At 67.0% G+C, this 16,379-nt stretch carries 12 protein-coding genes; 10 read left to right on the top strand and 2 right to left on the bottom strand.

Features of this window, described 5'->3' with window-relative positions; translation table 11 throughout:
• Positions 1–48 precede the first annotated feature (48 nt).
• The 3 genes from WS64_RS12785 to metH all read left to right on the top strand — a co-directional run bounded on the left by WS64_RS12785 (position 49) and on the right by metH (position 4,342).
• Complete coding sequence (locus WS64_RS12785; protein ID WP_006477667.1) at positions 49–306, top strand: BTH_I0359 family protein; 258 nt, start codon at positions 49–51, stop codon at positions 304–306.
• Between the two features lie 200 nt (positions 307–506).
• Complete coding sequence (locus tag WS64_RS12780) at positions 507–1,574, top strand: homocysteine S-methyltransferase family protein (RefSeq protein ID WP_059641358.1); 1,068 nt, start codon at positions 507–509, stop codon at positions 1,572–1,574.
• 50 nt (positions 1,575–1,624) lie between these two features.
• Positions 1,625–4,342 (top strand): methionine synthase, encoded by a 2,718-nt coding sequence (gene metH / locus WS64_RS12775; RefSeq protein ID WP_060966595.1) that lies wholly within the window; start codon positions 1,625–1,627, stop codon positions 4,340–4,342.
• Between the two features lie 117 nt (positions 4,343–4,459).
• Here metH and WS64_RS12770 read toward each other — a convergent pair whose 3' ends face one another.
• Complete coding sequence (locus tag WS64_RS12770) at positions 4,460–4,783, bottom strand: DUF1840 domain-containing protein (RefSeq protein WP_006489103.1); 324 nt, start codon at positions 4,781–4,783, stop codon at positions 4,460–4,462.
• Positions 4,784–4,983: 200 nt separating this feature from the next.
• Between WS64_RS12770 and argS the strand changes: the two genes are divergently transcribed.
• From argS to WS64_RS12740, 6 genes are all read left to right on the top strand, one after another.
• Entirely contained in the window at positions 4,984–6,765 is a 1,782-nt protein-coding gene (gene argS, locus WS64_RS12765; RefSeq protein ID WP_059585387.1) for an arginine--tRNA ligase, read from the top strand.
• Positions 6,766–6,885: 120 nt separating this feature from the next.
• A complete protein-coding gene (locus WS64_RS12760) occupies positions 6,886–7,785 on the top strand; it encodes an SPOR domain-containing protein (protein WP_060966594.1) in 900 nt (299 codons plus the stop codon).
• A 70-nt stretch (positions 7,786–7,855) separates the two neighbouring features.
• The gene (locus WS64_RS12755) at positions 7,856–8,494 is read left to right on the top strand and encodes a thiol:disulfide interchange protein DsbA/DsbL (RefSeq protein WP_011694426.1); all 639 of its coding nucleotides are present in this window, start codon (positions 7,856–7,858) and stop codon (positions 8,492–8,494) included.
• A 19-nt stretch (positions 8,495–8,513) separates the two neighbouring features.
• Positions 8,514–9,287, top strand: a complete 774-nt coding sequence (locus tag WS64_RS12750; protein ID WP_059585389.1) for an SDR family oxidoreductase — start codon at positions 8,514–8,516, stop codon at positions 9,285–9,287.
• 398 nt (positions 9,288–9,685) lie between these two features.
• Positions 9,686–11,281 carry an ABC transporter substrate-binding protein gene (locus WS64_RS12745; protein ID WP_060966593.1) on the top strand — a complete coding sequence of 532 codons (1,596 nt, stop codon included), beginning with the start codon at positions 9,686–9,688 and terminating at the stop codon, positions 11,279–11,281.
• Between the two features lie 190 nt (positions 11,282–11,471).
• Complete coding sequence (locus tag WS64_RS12740; protein ID WP_060966592.1) at positions 11,472–13,115, top strand: ABC-F family ATP-binding cassette domain-containing protein; 1,644 nt, start codon at positions 11,472–11,474, stop codon at positions 13,113–13,115.
• Positions 13,116–13,131: 16 nt separating this feature from the next.
• On the opposite strand, the gene WS64_RS12735 is transcribed toward WS64_RS12740, so the two are convergent.
• The gene (locus tag WS64_RS12735) at positions 13,132–14,211 is read right to left on the bottom strand and encodes an MBL fold metallo-hydrolase (protein WP_060966591.1); all 1,080 of its coding nucleotides are present in this window, start codon (positions 14,209–14,211) and stop codon (positions 13,132–13,134) included.
• Positions 14,212–14,514: 303 nt separating this feature from the next.
• On the opposite strand from WS64_RS12735, the gene aceK reads away from it, so the two are divergent.
• Positions 14,515–16,332, top strand: a complete 1,818-nt coding sequence (gene aceK, locus WS64_RS12730; RefSeq protein WP_059641340.1) for a bifunctional isocitrate dehydrogenase kinase/phosphatase — start codon at positions 14,515–14,517, stop codon at positions 16,330–16,332.
• The last annotated feature ends 47 nt before the right edge of the window (positions 16,333–16,379 follow it).

Here is a 16,379-nt window from a genome sequence, read left to right as displayed (position 1 = left end):
ACCTAGGGGACAACAAGGCCAGATGCCACTGCGAAGAGGAGTGCCGCCATGCAAATGATCTACAACAGCCCCAACTACTGCGTCGTCGAATTTGCGCCGCAGGCCGGCCATCACCTGATGAATGCCGGCGGATACGAAATCGTCGACAAGAACGCGCAGCGCGAGATCTTCATCGACGGCGAACTTGCCGAACGATTCCGCGCGCACGTGAAGCAGCTGATCGAGGATGAACCGTCGCTCGACGAGGTCGACGAATTCCTCGGACAATTCGACAGCCTGATGATGATGCCCGTCGTGCTGCACTGACGACTCGCGGCCCGGCGCGTCACGCGGCCGGGCCATTCGCCGCGCATCGACGCGGCGCCGCGTGCACTCCGATCCTGCCCCCGTCCGGCTCGCCGGCGGGGGCTTTCATTTGGCGGCCGCCCGGCCGGCGCGGCCAGGGCGGCGACCGCTTGACGCACCGGCTACAATGACGGTTTTCCGTCTTCGCCGGTCTTCCGCCCATGTCTGCGACTCCTCTCGCCGCTTCCGTCCCGCTCGACGCGCCCTACACGCGCGGCGCCGCCCTGCCCGCGCTGCTCAAATCGCGCATCCTGATCCTCGACGGCGCGATGGGCACGATGATCCAGCGCTACAAGCTCGACGAGGCCGCGTATCGCGGCGAGCGCTTCAAGGATTTCCCGCGCGACATCAAGGGCAACAACGAGCTGCTGTCGCTCACGCAGCCGCAGATCATCCGCGAGATCCACGACCAGTATTTCGCGGCCGGCGCCGACATCGTCGAAACCAACACGTTCGGCGCGACGACCGTCGCGCAGGCCGACTACGGAATGGAAGATCTCGTCGTCGAGATGAACGTCGAATCGGCGAAGCTCGCACGCGAATCGGCCGCGAAATACGCGACGCCGGACAAGCCGCGCTTCGTCGCGGGCGCGATCGGGCCGACGCCGAAGACGGCCAGCATCTCGCCGGACGTCAACGATCCGGGCGCCCGCAACGTCACGTTCGACGAGCTGCGCACCGCGTACTACCAGCAGGCGAAGGCGTTGCTCGACGGCGGCGTCGACCTGTTCCTCGTCGAGACGATCTTCGACACGCTGAACGCGAAGGCCGCCCTGTTCGCGCTCGACGAGCTGTTCGAGGACACCGGCGAGCGCCTGCCGATCATGATCTCGGGCACCGTCACCGATGCGTCGGGCCGGATCCTGTCGGGCCAGACCGTCGAGGCGTTCTGGAATTCGCTACGTCACGCGAAGCCGCTCACGTTCGGCCTGAACTGCGCGCTCGGCGCGGCGCTGATGCGTCCGTACATCGCCGAGCTCGCGAAGCTGTGCGACACCTACGTGTCGTGCTACCCGAACGCGGGCCTGCCGAACCCGATGAGCGACACCGGTTTCGACGAAACGCCCGACGTCACGTCGGGCCTGCTGAAGGAATTCGCGCAGGCCGGGCTCGTGAATCTCGCGGGCGGCTGCTGCGGCACGACGCCCGAGCACATCGCCGAGATCGCGAAGGCGCTCGCCGACGTGAAGCCGCGCCGCTGGCCGAACCAGTACAGCGACAACGCCTGACCCGCCTGACCCGCCTGCCCCACGTCCTTCATCACCAAATTCGCACCGCCATGACCGATCACATGATGCGCCTTGCCGGCCTCGAGCCGTTCAACGTCACGCCCGGGACGCTCTTCATCAACGTCGGCGAACGCACCAACGTCACCGGCTCGAAGGCGTTCGCACGGATGATCCTCAACGGCCAGTTCGACGAGGCGCTCGCCGTCGCGCGCCAGCAGGTCGAGAACGGCGCGCAGGTGATCGACGTCAACATGGACGAGGCGATGCTCGACTCGAAGGCGGCGATGGTGCGCTTCCTGAACCTGATCGCATCCGAGCCGGACATCGCGCGCGTGCCGATCATGATCGACTCGTCGAAGTGGGACGTGATCGAAGCCGGCCTCAAGTGCGTGCAGGGCAAGGCGATCGTGAACTCGATCTCGCTGAAGGAAGGCGAGGACGCGTTCCGCCACCACGCGAACCTGATCCGCCGCTACGGCGCGGCCGCGGTCGTGATGGCGTTCGACGAAACCGGCCAGGCCGATACGTACGAGCGCAAGACCGAGATCTGCAAGCGCTCGTACGACTTCCTCGTGAACGAAGTCGGCTTCCCGCCGGAAGACATCATCTTCGACCCGAACATCTTCGCGGTCGCGACGGGCATCGAGGAGCACAACAACTACGCGGTCGACTTCATCGAGGCGACGCGCTGGATCAAGCAGAACCTGCCGTACGCGAAGGTGAGCGGCGGCGTGTCGAACGTGTCGTTCTCGTTCCGCGGCAACGACCCGGTGCGCGAGGCGATCCACACCGTGTTCCTGTATCACGCGATCCAGGCCGGGATGGACATGGGCATCGTGAACGCGGGCCAGCTCGGCGTGTACGCCGATCTCGACGCCGAGCTGCGCGAGCGCGTCGAGGACGTGATCCTCAACCGCCGTGCGGATTCCACCGATCGCCTGCTCGAGATCGCCGACAAGTTCAAGACCGGCGCCGCGAAGAAGGAAGAGAACCTCGAATGGCGCAACCAGCCGGTCGAGAAGCGCCTCGCGCACGCGCTCGTGCACGGGATCACGACCTTCATCGTCGAGGATACCGAAGAAGCGCGCGCGAAGATCGCCGCGGCAGGCGGCCGTCCGATCAACGTGATCGAAGGGCCGCTGATGGACGGGATGAACGTCGTCGGCGACCTGTTCGGCCAGGGCAAGATGTTCCTGCCGCAGGTCGTGAAATCGGCGCGCGTGATGAAGCAGGCGGTCGCGCACCTGATCCCGTTCATCGAGGAAGAAAAGCGCCTGCTCGCGGAATCGGGCGGCGACGTGCGCGCGAAGGGCAAGATCGTGATCGCGACCGTGAAGGGCGACGTGCACGACATCGGCAAGAACATCGTGTCGGTCGTGCTCCAGTGCAACAACTTCGAAGTGGTCAACATGGGCGTGATGGTCCCGTGCAACGAGATCCTCGCGAAGGCGAAGGTCGAAGGCGCGGACATCATCGGGCTGTCTGGCCTCATCACGCCGAGCCTCGAGGAAATGGCGTACGTCGCGTCCGAAATGCAGCGCGACGACTACTTCCGCGTGAAGAAGATTCCGCTGCTGATCGGCGGCGCGACGACGTCGCGCGTGCACACGGCCGTGAAGATCGCGCCGCACTACGAAGGCCCGGTCGTCTACGTGCCCGATGCGTCGCGCTCGGTGTCGGTCGCGTCGAACCTGCTGTCCGACGAAGGCGCGGCGAAGTATCTCGACGAGCTGAAGTCCGACTACGAGCGAATTCGCGACCAGCACGCGAACCGCAAGGCGCAGCCGATGGTCACGCTCGCCGAGGCGCGCGCGAACAAGACCAAGGTGGACTGGGCCGGCTACCAGCCGGTGAAGCCGAAGTTCATCGGCCGCCGCGTGTTCAGGAACTACGACCTGAACGAGCTCGCGAACTACATCGACTGGGGCCCGTTCTTCCAGACCTGGGATCTCGCCGGCCCGTACCCGGCGATTTTGAATGACGAGATCGTCGGCGAATCGGCGCGGCGCGTGTTCTCCGACGCGAAGTCGATGCTCGCGCGCCTGATCCAGGGGCGCTGGCTGACCGCGAACGGCGTGATCGCGCTGCTGCCGGCGAACACCGTCAACGACGACGACATCGAGATCTACAGCGACGAGTCGCGCTCCGAGGTGCTGCTCACGTGGCGCAACCTGCGCCAGCAGAGCGTGCGCCCGGTGGTCGACGGCGTGATGCGGCCGAACCGCTCGCTCGCCGACTTCATCGCGCCGAAGGAATCGGGCGTCGCCGACTACATCGGGATGTTCGCGGTGACGGCCGGCCTCGGCGTCGACGTGAAGGAAAAGCAGTTCGAAGCCGATCACGACGACTACAGCGCGATCATGCTGAAGGCGCTCGCCGACCGCTTCGCGGAAGCGTTCGCCGAAGCGATGCACGCGCGCGTGCGACGCGAGCTGTGGGGCTATGCGAGCGGCGAGACGCTCGACAACGACGCGCTGATCGCCGAGAAGTACGCGGGCATCCGCCCGGCGCCAGGCTACCCGGCCTGCCCCGACCACCTCGTGAAGCGCGACATGTTCGACGTGCTGCACGCGGACGAGATCGGCATGAGCGTGACGGACTCGCTGGCGATGCTGCCGGCGGCGAGCGTGTCGGGCTTCTACCTCGCGCATCCGGACAGCCGCTATTTCTCGGTCGGTAAAATCGGGCAGGATCAGCTCGAGGACTATGCACGGCGCATGGCGCTGTCGCTCGACGACGCACGCCGCGCGCTCGCGCCGCAGTTGTAATCGACAGAAATGGGCGGCCCGCCGCCATTTCATCAGACAAAATAAAAAGCCCGCTCGAAAGCGGGCTTTTTCCTGTCTGGCCGACCGTTCGATCCGCCCGGCAAGGAAGAAGGAAGCTCAGAAGCCCCAGTGCACGTCGGCCTGGCCGGCCTTCGCTTCGCGCAGCATCGTCAGGAACGGCGCGACGCGCTGCGCCAGGCTCGGCGGCACTTCGTGGTGCGCGTGGTCGGCTTCGTCCTCGTGGAAATGGCCGGCGTGCTCGGCGCGCTCCTGCTTGGCCTGCGCGACCGCGCCTTCCAGCTTGGCGATCGCGTGGTCCAGTTCGTCGTGCGTAATGACACCGCGCTCGCCCAGCTGCTTGCCGACGAGACCCAGCACATACACGGCGAAATCCTTCAGCACGTCGAGATCCTGTGCCGCCTTGCTCTTGAACGTAATCATGACAATTCCCTTTTCATCTTGTTGTGCCTGCGCGGCGAGGTTGGGGAACGCCGGCAGACCGGCGTCCGGCCTCGCGGACGCGGGCCGCCTGAGCGGCATATTAGCACCTGTTAAAATTCTGCGATCCCTGAAACGCGCGCTTAAAAAGCGCGCCGGCGGGCCGGCGTTTCCGGCCCCCACCAACGAAGCCTTCTACCAGCATGCTGCCAGCACACAAACAGACCCTCGAAGCCCTGCTCGCGGATAGCGTCAAGCAGGTCGCACACGCGCTGAAAGGCGCCGACGCAGCATTCGTCGCCCCGACCATCACGCTGGAGCGCCCGAAGGTCGCCGCGCACGGCGACGTCGCGTGCAACGTCGCGATGCAGCTCGCGAAGCCGCTCGGCACGAACCCGCGCCAGCTCGCCGAACGGATCGTCGCCGCGCTCACCGCGCAGCCGGCCGCGCAAGGCCTCGTCGAAGCCGCCGAGATCGCCGGCCCCGGCTTCATCAACCTGCGCCTGTCGGCGGCCGCGAAGCAGGCGGTGATCGCCGCCGTGTTCGAGCAGGGCCGCGCGTTCGGCACGTCGGATCGCGAGAAAGGCAAGCGGGTGCTGCTCGAATTCGTGTCGGCCAACCCGACCGGCCCGCTGCACGTCGGCCACGGCCGCCAGGCCGCGCTCGGCGACGTGCTCGCCAACGTGATCGCGAGCCAGGGCTACGCGGTGCACCGCGAGTTCTACTACAACGACGCCGGCGTGCAGATCGGCAACCTCGCGATCTCGACGCAGGCGCGCGCCCGCGGCCTGAAGCCGGGCGACGCGGGCTGGCCGGAAGCCGCGTACAACGGCGAGTACATCGCCGACATCGCGCGCGACTACCTGAACGGCGAAACGGTCGCCGCATCGGACGGCGAGCCGGTCAAGGGTGCGGGCGACGTCGAGGATCTCGACGCGATCCGCAAGTTCGCGGTCACGTACCTGCGTCGCGAGCAGGACATGGACCTGCAGGCGTTCGGCGTGAAGTTCGACCAGTACTACCTCGAGTCGTCGCTGTACAGCGAGGGCCGCGTCGAGAAGACGGTCGACGCGCTGGTCAAGGCCGGCATGACCTACGAGCAGGACGGCGCGCTGTGGCTACGCACGACCGACGAAGGCGACGACAAGGATCGCGTGATGCGCAAGTCGGACGGCACGTACACGTACTTCGTGCCGGACGTCGCATACCACGTGACGAAGTGGGAACGCGGCTTCACGAAGGTGATCAACATCCAGGGTTCGGACCACCACGGCACGATCGCGCGCGTGCGCGCCGGCCTGCAGGGGCTGCACATCGGGATCCCGAAGGGCTATCCCGACTACGTGCTGCACAAGATGGTCACCGTGATGCGCGACGGCCAGGAAGTGAAGATCTCGAAGCGCGCGGGCAGCTACGTGACGGTGCGCGACCTGATCGAATGGTCGGGCGGCGCGGCGGCGGGCCAGGAAGCGGCCCCCGACCTGATCGACGAAGCAACCATCACGCGCGGCCGCGACGCGGTGCGCTTCTTCCTGATCTCGCGCAAGGCCGATACCGAGTTCGTGTTCGACATCGATCTCGCACTGAAACAGAACGACGAAAACCCGGTCTATTACGTCCAGTACGCGCATGCGCGGATCTGCTCGGTGCTCAACGAACTGAAGTCGCGCTACAACGTCGACGTCGCGCAACTGCCGGGCGCCGACCTGTCGCAGTTGACGAGCGCACAGGCGGCATCGCTGATGCAGAAGCTGGCCGAGTATCCGGACATGCTCACGCACGCGGCGAACGAGCTGGCGCCGCACGCGGTCGCGTTCTACCTGCGCGATCTCGCTGGCGAATTCCACTCGTTCTACAATGCGGAGCGCGTGCTGGTCGACGACGAAGCGCCGCGCAATGCGCGCGCCGCGCTGCTCGCCGCGACCCGTCAGGTGCTCGAGAACGGCCTGACGGTGCTCGGCGTGTCCGCTCCCGCCAAGATGTAAGGATGTCCGCGCGGCCCGAACCGGGCCGCGACTGGCTGCGGCAACGCCCGCCGTCGGATTGCCCGCCGTCGGGCGCCCGTCGCAGCCCTCTCACGATTCTTTTTGCAGGTGACTCAAGCAATGGCACAACCACGCCGAACTTCGAAGCAATCGAAACAAGCCGGAGGGACATTTCTTGGAATCGTACTGGGCCTGATCGTCGGCCTCGCGATCGCCGTGGTGGTGGCGCTCTACATCACGCGTTCGCCGTCGCCGTTCGTGTCGAAGGTCGCGCCGCCGCAGGCCGACAACGGCGCGAGCCAGCCGCAGCAGTTCGACCCGAACCGCGCGCTGCAGGGCAAGACGCCCGGCCAGCCGGTGCCGCAGGCCGCGCAATCCGCACCGCCGAACACCGCGCCCGGCCAGGCCGCGAACCAGACTCAGGGCGGCGGCCTGCTGCCCGAGCCGCAGATCGTCGAAGTGCCGCCGTCGGGCAACGCGAACGGCGCCACCGGCTCGAGCAACGCCACCGCGTCGAACAATCCGTCGTCGGGCAACGGCGTCGCCGTCGCACCGAAGCCGGCCGACACCACGCCGCCGCCGAAGAAGACGCAACAGGCGCAGCAACAGCAGCAGCAAGGCGGCGAGGACGACCTCGCGCGCTTCGCCGCGCAGAAGCAGGCGCAGCAGGCCGCCGCGCAAAAGCAGCAGCAACAGCAGCAGGCCGCGAACACGCCGAAGCCGACGTCGTCGGCTGCCGCCGCGGCGGCAGCGGCGAAGCCGCCGACCGCGAACGACGCGAACACCGGCTACTTCCTGCAGGTCGGCGCGTACAAGACGGAAGGCGATGCCGAACAGCAGCGTGCGCGCCTCGGCTTCCAGGGCTTCGAGTCGAAGGTGTCGAAGCGCGACGTCAGCGGCGTGACCTATTTCCGCGTGCGCGTCGGCCCGTTCTCGAAGTTCGAGGATATGAACTCGGCCCGTCAGCGCCTGTCCGATGCAGGTGTCGACACGGCGGTGATCCGCTTCACGAAGCAGTAAGCCAACCGGCCGCGCCCACGCAGAACCCGTTACGTTCCGTAACCCGAGCAACCGATTCGACGTTCACAACATGAAAAAACTGCTTAGCACGCTCCTTCTGTCCCTGGGCCTGGCCGCCGGCCTTGCCCAGGCTTCGCCCGCCGCGCCGGCCGCCGGCAAGGACTTCGAGGTGATGAAGTCGCCGCAGCCGGTGTCGGCGCCGGCCGGCAAGGTCGAGGTGATCGAGTTCTTCTGGTACGGCTGCCCGCACTGCTACGAATTCGAGCCGACGATCGAGGCCTGGGTGAAGAAGCAGGGCAACAACATCGACTTCAAGCGCGTGCCGGTCGCATTCCGTGACGATTTCCTCCCGCACTCGAAGCTGTTCTACGCGGTGTCCGCGCTCGGCATTTCCGAGAAGGTCACGCCGGCGATCTTCAACGCGATCCACAAGCAGAAGAACTACCTGCTGACGCCGCAGGCGCAGGCCGACTTCCTGGCCACGCAGGGCGTCGACAAGAAGAAGTTCATGGACGCGTACAACTCGTTCAGCGTGCAGGGCGAGGTGAACCAGTCGGCCAAGCTGCTGAAGGACTACGCGATCGACGGCGTGCCGACGGTCGTCGTCCAGGGCAAGTACAAGACGGGCCCCGCTTACACGAACAGCATCCCGGGTACCGCCCAGGTGCTCGACTTCCTCGTGAAGCAGGTTCAGGACAAGAAGCTCTGATCCCCGCCCGCGCGCCGGCATGACTACTCCGCTGAAGGTCTTCATCACCGGCGCGTCGAGCGGCCTCGGCCTCGCGATGGCCGAGGAATACGCCCGCCAGGGCGCCACGCTCGCGCTCGTCGCGCGCCGCACCGATGCACTCGATGCGTTCGCGCGGCGGTTCCCGAAGCTCTCCATCTCCGTCTATTCCGCCGACGTGCGCGACGCCGATGCGCTGGCCACCGCCGCCGCGTCGTTCATCGCCGCGCACGGCTGCCCCGACGTCGTGATCGCGAACGCGGGCATCAGCCAGGGCGCCGTCACGGGCCAGGGCGACCTCGCGACGTTCCGCGACGTGATGGACATCAACTACTACGGGATGGTCGCGACATTCGAGCCGTTCGTCGGCCCGATGACGGCCGCGCGCCACGGCACGCTGGTCGGCGTCGCGAGCGTCGCCGGCGTGCGCGGGCTGCCCGGCTCCGGCGCGTACAGCGCGTCGAAATCGGCCGCGATCAAGTATCTCGAATCGCTGCGCGTCGAGTTGCGCCCGGCCGGCGTCGGCGTCGTGACGATCGCGCCCGGCTACATTCGCACGCCGATGACCGCGCACAACCCGTACCGGATGCCGTTCCTGATGGACGCCGACCGCTTCGCCGCGCGCGCGGCGCGGGCGATCGCCCGGCAGCACGCGTTCCGCGTGATTCCGTGGCAGATGGGCGTCGTCGCGAAGGTGCTGCACGTGCTGCCGCGCTGGCTGTACGACCGCCTGTTCGAGAAGGCGCCGCGCAAGCCGAAGGCCGGCGCGCACTGAGTGCGCCGCGGATCCGGCGTGCGCGTCGCCGGGTCGCTGTCGGGCCTTGGCCCGGTCTGCCTCGCCATACCGCGCGAATCCGCGCGGGCCTCTACCTTCGTGTCGCGCCACATACCGCGCACCGCTGCCGCGATCCGGTCCGTTCCGTCGCTCGCGCCGCGCATTCGCAGCCGCCCGCCTCGCCCGCCCCGCGCTCGCTCTCCTCGCACGGCCGCATCAACACCCGTTCCGTCGCCATCGCAGCCGTTTTTCGGTCAATTCGTCGCGTTCCGGCGCCTTTTTCCACGCGTCGCGCGCTTTGACGGTATCCTATTCGCCAGCCGCGCCGGCCCTGCCCGCTGCCGGGTCGCGCCCGCCTCCGTCATCCAGCGAAAAACACAAGCCACGTGGGAGATCCTATGCACGTCAAGCTATTCGCCGCGGCCGCCGTGGCCGCGGCCCTTGCCGCTCCCGGCCTCGCCGCCGCCAAGCCGCTCACCGTCTGCACGGAATCGAGCCCGGACGGCTTCGACGTCGTGCAGTACAACTCGCTTGTCACGACCAACGCGTCGGCCGACGTGATCTTCAACACGCTCGTGTCCTACGACGAAGCCGCGAAGAAGGTCGTGCCCGCGCTCGCGGACAAATGGGAAGCGAGCGCCGACGGCCTCACGTACACGTTCCACCTGCGCCCGAACGTCGCGTTCCAGACCACCGACTACTTCAAGCCGGGCCGCCCGCTCAATGCGGACGACGTCGTGTTCACGTTCACGCGGATGCTCGACGATGCGAATCCGTGGCACAAGGTGGCCGGCGCGAGCGGTTTTCCGCATGCGCAGTCGATGGGCCTCGTGAAGCTCGTGAAATCGGTGACGAAGGTCGACGACAGCACGGTGAAGTTCGTGCTGAACGAGCCGAACGCGACGTTCGTGCCGATCCTGACGATGGGCTTCGCGTCGATCTACTCGGCCGAGTACGCGGACCAGTTGCTCAAGGCCGGCAAGCAGGCCGACCTGAACGCGAAGCCGGTCGGCACCGGCCCGTTCGTGCTGAAGAGCTATACGAAGGACGCACTGATCCGCTACGACGTGAACCCGACTTACTGGGGCGCGAAGCCGAAGGTCGATCGATTGATCTACGCGATCACGCCCGATGCATCGGTGCGCATGCAGAAGGTGAAGGCCGGCGAATGCCAGATCGCGCTGTCGCCGAAGCCGCAGGACGTGCTCGCCGCGAAGGGCGACAGCGCGCTGAAGGTCGTCCAGACGCCCGCGTTCATGACCGCGTTCGTCGCGCTGAACACGCAGAAGAAGCCGCTCGACAACGACAAGGTGCGCGAGGCGCTGAATCTCGCGTTCGACCGCGCGACCTACCTGAAGGTTGTATTCGACAACACCGCGACGGCCGCGAACAATCCGTATCCGCCGAACACGTGGAGCTACGCGAAGGACATCGCGCCGTATGCGTACGATCCCGCGAAGGCGAAGCAACTGCTCGCGCAGGCCGGCTTCCCGAACGGCTTCTCGACGACGATCTGGACGCGCCCGACCGGCAGCGTGCTGAACCCGAACCCGAAAGCCGGCGCCGAGCTGCTGCAGGCCGACCTCGCGAAGATCGGCGTGAAAGCGGAAGTGAAAGTGATCGAATGGGGCGAACTGATCAAGCAGGCGAAGCTCGGCCAGCATGACATGCTGTTCATGGGCTGGGCCGGCGACAACGGCGATCCGGACAACTACCTGTCGCCGCTGTTCAGCTGCAACGCGGTGAAGTCGGGCATCAACTTCGCGCGCTTCTGCGATGCGCAGCTCGACAAGCTGATCGCCGACGGCAAGGCGACCGCCGACCAGGCCAAGCGCGCGAAGCTGTACGAAAGCGCGCAGAAGATCATCCACGACCAGGCGCTGTGGATTCCGCTCGGCTACCCGACCGCGGCCGCGCTGACGCGCACGAACGTGAGCGGCTATCACGTGAGTCCGTTCGGACGGCAGAACTTCACGACGGTCGCGGTGCAGTAACCTCGCGTGGCGCGCAAGCGACGGCGCACATGCCGCTCGCTTGCGGCCCGCGCGCCGCGCTTGCTACACTGCGCGCTCATTCCTCATACCGGACGCCAGCCAAAGTGAACAACTAAGCCTTCCCGAAATGTTTTCGCCGCCCGTGCCACGCACGCCGCGCGAAGGTCTTCACGCATTTTTGGAGGTGCTTATGGCTGCAGCCACGCCCACCGGCGCGCTCGTCGCGCTTCATCACGTTTCCTTCCGCTTCGACGACGGCGTCACGCTGTTCGATTCGCTCGACCTGACCATCGATCGCACGCCGACCGGCATCGTCGGCCGCAACGGCGTCGGCAAGAGCGTGCTCGCGCAACTGATCGCGGGCCGCCGCGCGCCGAGTGCGGGGACGGTCGAGCGACATGCGCAGGTCGTCTACGTCGCGCAGCAGCACGACCACGATGCCACGGCCGCCCCGCGATCCGTCGCGCAGATCGCCGCGCTCGATGCGCCGCTCGGCGCGCTCGCGCGTCTCGCGGACGGCCGCGCGGCGCCGCACGACTTCGACCTGATCGGCGATCGCTGGGATCTCGCGGAGCGGCTGCGCGCGGCGCTCGACGCGGCCGGCCTGCACGATGTCCGCGCCGACACGCCCGCGCACACGCTGAGCGGCGGCCAGCTCGCGCGCGTCGCGCTGATCGGCGCGCTGCTGTCCGGCGCCGGCCTGCTCGTGCTCGACGAACCGACCAATCATCTCGACGCACCGGGCCGCGCGTGGCTGCGCACGGCGCTCGACGGCTGGCGCGGCGGCGTGGTCATCGTGAGCCACGACCGTGCGCTGCTCGCCGGCGTGCAGCGCATCGTCGAGCTGACGCCGCACGGCGCGCGCTCGTACGGCGGCAACTACGCGCTCTACCGTGCGCAGCGCGACGCGCAACAGGAAGCCGCGCACGCGGCGCTCGACCATGTGCGCAGCGAGCGCGAGCGCGTGCGGCGCAGGCTCGAACAGGAACACGACACGATCCAGCGCCATGCGGCCGCGTCGCTGCGCGACGCGAAGGCGGCCAACCTGTCGTCGATGGCGCGCCAGCGCCGCAAGGGCGCCGCGCGCGCCATCATGGGGACGGTCCGGCGTCATCAGAGCGACTTCAAGGCGACGCTCGACACGCGCGTGCAGGAAGCGGCCGCGCGCGTCGAAACCGACGCGCCCGTACTGGTGTCGCTGCCGGGCACGGAGGTCAGCGCGCGCCGCCAGCTGTTCACGCTCGAACGCGCGCAACTGCCGTGGCGCGTCGCGGGCGACGCCGACGCGATCACGTGGTCGGCCAGCGGCGCCGTGCGCATCGCGCTGACGGGCCCGAACGGCTGCGGCAAGTCGACGTTGCTGAGGATGCTCGCGGGCGAGCTGGCGCCGCGCTCAGGCACTTGCACGACGCACGTGAGCGCCGCGTATCTCGACCAGCGGCTCGCACTGCTCGACCCGGAGCGCTCGATCGTCGAGCAACTCGGGCTGCTCGATACGCCGCTCGCCGAAGGCGACCTGCGCAGCCGTCTCGCGCTGCTGCAGCTCGACGCGACACGTGCGACGCAACCGGCGCGGCAACTGAGCGGCGGCGAACGGCTGAAGGCCGCGCTCGCGTGCGCGTTGTGGCGCGGCACGCCCGCGCAACTGCTGCTGCTCGACGAGCCGACCAATCACCTCGATCTCGAATCGGTGCGCGCGATCGAAGCCGCGCTGGCCGGTTTCCCGGGCGCGCTCGTGGTCGCGTCGCACGACGCCGCGTTTCTCGCGGCGCTCGAACCGACGCACACGATGCAGTGGCATCGCGACGGATGGCGTTACGAACCCGTCGCGTAACGATGACGAAGCGCGCTCAGCTGGCGGCGCGGAACCGCAGCACGCCGTCGTCACCCTGCTCGCGCACGAGTTCGCCCGCGAGCCACAGCAGGTTCAGGTGCGCGAGCGCCTCGCCGAGCGCGAACGTCATCTGGTGGATGTCGAGCTCGCGGCGGCGGAACATGATCGGCACGATGTCGGCCGCGCTCATCGGCTTTTCCGCGCACGCGACGCGCACTTCGGCCAGGCGCGCATCGTGGTGTTCGCGCAGTTGCGCGATGCGCGTGCGCACGCCGCGGAACGGCTTGCCGTGCGATGGCAGCACGAGCGTGTCGGGCGACATCGTCTCGTAGCGGCCGAGCGATTCCAGGTACAGCGCGAGCGGGTTCGCTTCGGGCTCGAGGTCGAACACCGACACGTTCGTCGAGATGCGCGGCAGCACCATGTCGCCGGAAATCAGCACGCCGTCGGCTTCGCTGTGGAGCGCGCAATGTTCAGGCGAATGGCCGAAGCCGGTGACGACGCGCCACGTGCGCGCGCCGATCGTCACCGCGTCGCCTTCGCGCAGGCGCCGGTAGCGCGGCGGCACGGCCGGCACCAGATCCGAGTAGTAGCTGCGGCGGTTGCGCAGCTTGTCGAGCGCGGCCGGATCGGTCAGGCCGTGGCGCGCGAAGTGATCGGCGGCGGCCGCGCCGCCCGCATTCGACCCGTTGCCGGCCGCCATCAGGCAGCCGAACAGGTATTCGCCGAGCGTCATCCACAGCCGCACGTTCCAGCGGCCCTTGTCGCCGCCTTCGCACAGCCAGTTCGCGAGGCCGAAGTGATCGGGGTGGCAGTGCGTGACGAGCACGCGCAGCACGGGCAGGCCGTCGAGCTGCGTGTCGAAGATCTGCTCCCAGTGCGTGCGGATCGCGTCCGATGCGATCCCGCAATCGACGACCGTCCAGCCGGCCTGCCCGTCGATCTCGTCGCGCAGCAGCCAGAGATTGATGTGATCGAGCGAGAACGGCAGCGGCATGCGCAGCCAGCGCACGCCGGGCGCGACCTCGAACGTGTCGCCCGCGGCGGGCAGCGTATCGGCGAAGGGGTAGTCGAGTTGGTGTTCCAGGGCATTCATCGGTGGGGCGTCTCGTCGTTATCGGTGCGAAGGCGCGCCGGCGGCAGGGTGCGGCGGGCGGTGCGTCGATTCTATCGCCGTCGCGCGAAACACGTGCCCGGCCCCCGCCGGCGCGCCCAAAAAAGTTCGTGTCAGAATCGGTTCCGTACCCGTATCTTTACGCGAAGATGCGTCGAACGGCGCCCAACGGCGATCAACACGCCGATTGACGACCATTCGCGCATCACCGCGAAAGTCATTGAAACGCCGACTTGGGCGCTAAAATGGCGAGTGCTTACAGCCCCTTGAACGAGCCTGCACGCGATGAATCACTTCCCCAAACTGCTGTCGTCGCAGATCGGTTTCGACGTCGCGCAGACGATGCTCGAATACTTCGATCGCCATTACCGGATCTTCCGCGAAGCGGCGGTCGATGCGAAGACGCTGTTCGAGCGCGGCGACTGGCACGGGCTGCAGCGGCTCGCGCGCGAGCGGATCACGTCGTACGACGATCGCGTGAAGGAATGCGTCGAGGTGCTGGAAGACGAATACGACGCGGAGAACATCGACGACGAAGTCTGGCAGCAGATCAAGCTGCACTACATCGGCCTGCTCACGTCGCACCGCCAGCCCGAGTGCGCGGAAACCTTCTTCAATTCGGTGTGCTGCAAGATCCTGCACCGCTCGTATTTCAGCAACGATTTCATCTTCGTGCGCCCGGCGATCTCGACCGAGTATCTGGAGAACGACGAGCCGGCCGCGAAACCGACGTACCGCGCGTACTATCCGGGCACCGACGGGCTCGCGGTCACGCTCGAGCGCATCGTCACGAACTTCCAGCTCGAGCCGGCGTTCGAGGATCTCACGCGCGACATCGGCTGCGTGATGCAGGCGATCGACGATGAATTCGGCCACTTCGACGAAGCGCCGAATTTCCAGATCCACGTGCTGTCGTCGCTGTTCTTCCGCAACAAGAGCGCGTACATCGTCGGCCGCATCATCAACGCCGACCGCGTGCTGCCGTTCGCGGTGCCGATCCGCCACGTGCGCCCGGGCGTGCTCGCGCTCGATACCGTGCTGCTGCGCCGCGAGCAGCTGCAGATCATCTTCAGCTTCTCGCATTCGTACTTCCTCGTCGACATGGGCGTGCCGTCCGCGTACGTGGAGTTCCTCTGCACGATCATGCCGGGCAAGCCGAAGGCCGAGATCTACACGTCGGTCGGCCTGCAGAAGCAGGGCAAAAACCTGTTCTACCGCGACCTGCTGCACCATCTGTCGCATTCGAGCGACCGCTTCATCATCGCGCCCGGGATCAAGGGCCTCGTGATGCTCGTGTTCACGCTGCCGTCGTTCCCGTACGTGTTCAAGATCATCAAGGATCAATTCCCGCCGCCGAAGGAAACGACGCGCGCGCAGATCATGGAGAAGTACCAGCTCGTGAAGCGTCACGACCGCCTCGGGCGGATGGCCGACACGCTCGAGTATTCGAGCGTCGCGCTGCCGCTCGCGCGGCTCGATCATGCGCTCGTGCGCGAACTCGAGAAGGAAGTGCCGTCGCTGCTCGAATACGAGGACGACAAGCTCGTGATCAAGCACCTGTACATCGAGCGCCGGATGACGCCGCTGAACCTGTACCTGCAGAACGGCAGCGACGCGGACGTCGAGCACGGCGTGAAGGAATACGGCAACGCGGTGAAGGAGCTGATGAAGGCGAACATCTTCCCCGGCGACATGCTGTACAAGAACTTCGGCGTCACGCGCCACGGCCGCGTCGTGTTCTACGACTACGACGAGATCGAGTACCTGACCGACTGCAACGTGCGGCGCGTGCCGCCGCCGCGCAACGAGGAAGACGAGCTGTCCGGCGAACCGTGGTATACCGTCGGCCCGCACGACATCTTTCCTGAGACCTACGGGCCGTTCCTGCTCGGCGACCCGCGCGTGCGCAGCGTCTTCATGAAGCATCACGCGGACTTTTTCGATCCGGCGCTGTGGCAGGCGAGCAAGGACAAGCTGATGCAGGGCGAATTGCCCGATTTTTATCCGTACGATGCGGCCCTGCGCTTTAGCGTACGCTACCCTGCGCGCTTCGGCGCGACGGGCCTCGACGACGGTGCGGGCGACGCGCAGCGCGCCGCCTGACGCCGGCAACACCGAATCCGATATCGACCGATTTCCGCCAACGGAAG

This window comes from Burkholderia anthina, from assembly GCF_001547525.1.
In the GTDB taxonomy this organism is placed as follows: Bacteria; Pseudomonadota; Gammaproteobacteria; order Burkholderiales; family Burkholderiaceae; genus Burkholderia; species Burkholderia semiarida.
Note: the sequence above shows the minus strand (reverse complement) of the source record. Positions and strands in the feature narration are given on the sequence as shown.

Bases quoted from the DNA above. Each gene is read 5' to 3' on its own strand.
- WS64_RS12755 (WP_011694426.1), top strand. From the start codon at position 7,856: ATGAAAAAACTGCTTAGCACGCTCCTTCTGTCCCTGGGCCTGGCCGCC.
- WS64_RS12780 (WP_059641358.1), top strand. From the start codon at position 507: ATGTCTGCGACTCCTCTCGCCGCTTCCGTCCCGCTCGACGCGCCCTAC.
- WS64_RS12750 (WP_059585389.1), top strand. From the start codon at position 8,514: ATGACTACTCCGCTGAAGGTCTTCATCACCGGCGCGTCGAGCGGCCTC.
- metH (WP_060966595.1), top strand. From the start codon at position 1,625: ATGACCGATCACATGATGCGCCTTGCCGGCCTCGAGCCGTTCAACGTC.
- WS64_RS12760 (WP_060966594.1), top strand. From the start codon at position 6,886: ATGGCACAACCACGCCGAACTTCGAAGCAATCGAAACAAGCCGGAGGG.
- WS64_RS12740 (WP_060966592.1), top strand. From the start codon at position 11,472: ATGGCTGCAGCCACGCCCACCGGCGCGCTCGTCGCGCTTCATCACGTT.
- WS64_RS12745 (WP_060966593.1), top strand. From the start codon at position 9,686: ATGCACGTCAAGCTATTCGCCGCGGCCGCCGTGGCCGCGGCCCTTGCC.
- argS (WP_059585387.1), top strand. From the start codon at position 4,984: ATGCTGCCAGCACACAAACAGACCCTCGAAGCCCTGCTCGCGGATAGC.
- aceK (WP_059641340.1), top strand. From the start codon at position 14,515: ATGAATCACTTCCCCAAACTGCTGTCGTCGCAGATCGGTTTCGACGTC.
- WS64_RS12735 (WP_060966591.1), bottom strand. From the start codon at position 14,211: ATGAATGCCCTGGAACACCAACTCGACTACCCCTTCGCCGATACGCTG.
- WS64_RS12785 (WP_006477667.1), top strand. From the start codon at position 49: ATGCAAATGATCTACAACAGCCCCAACTACTGCGTCGTCGAATTTGCG.
- WS64_RS12770 (WP_006489103.1), bottom strand. From the start codon at position 4,783: ATGATTACGTTCAAGAGCAAGGCGGCACAGGATCTCGACGTGCTGAAG.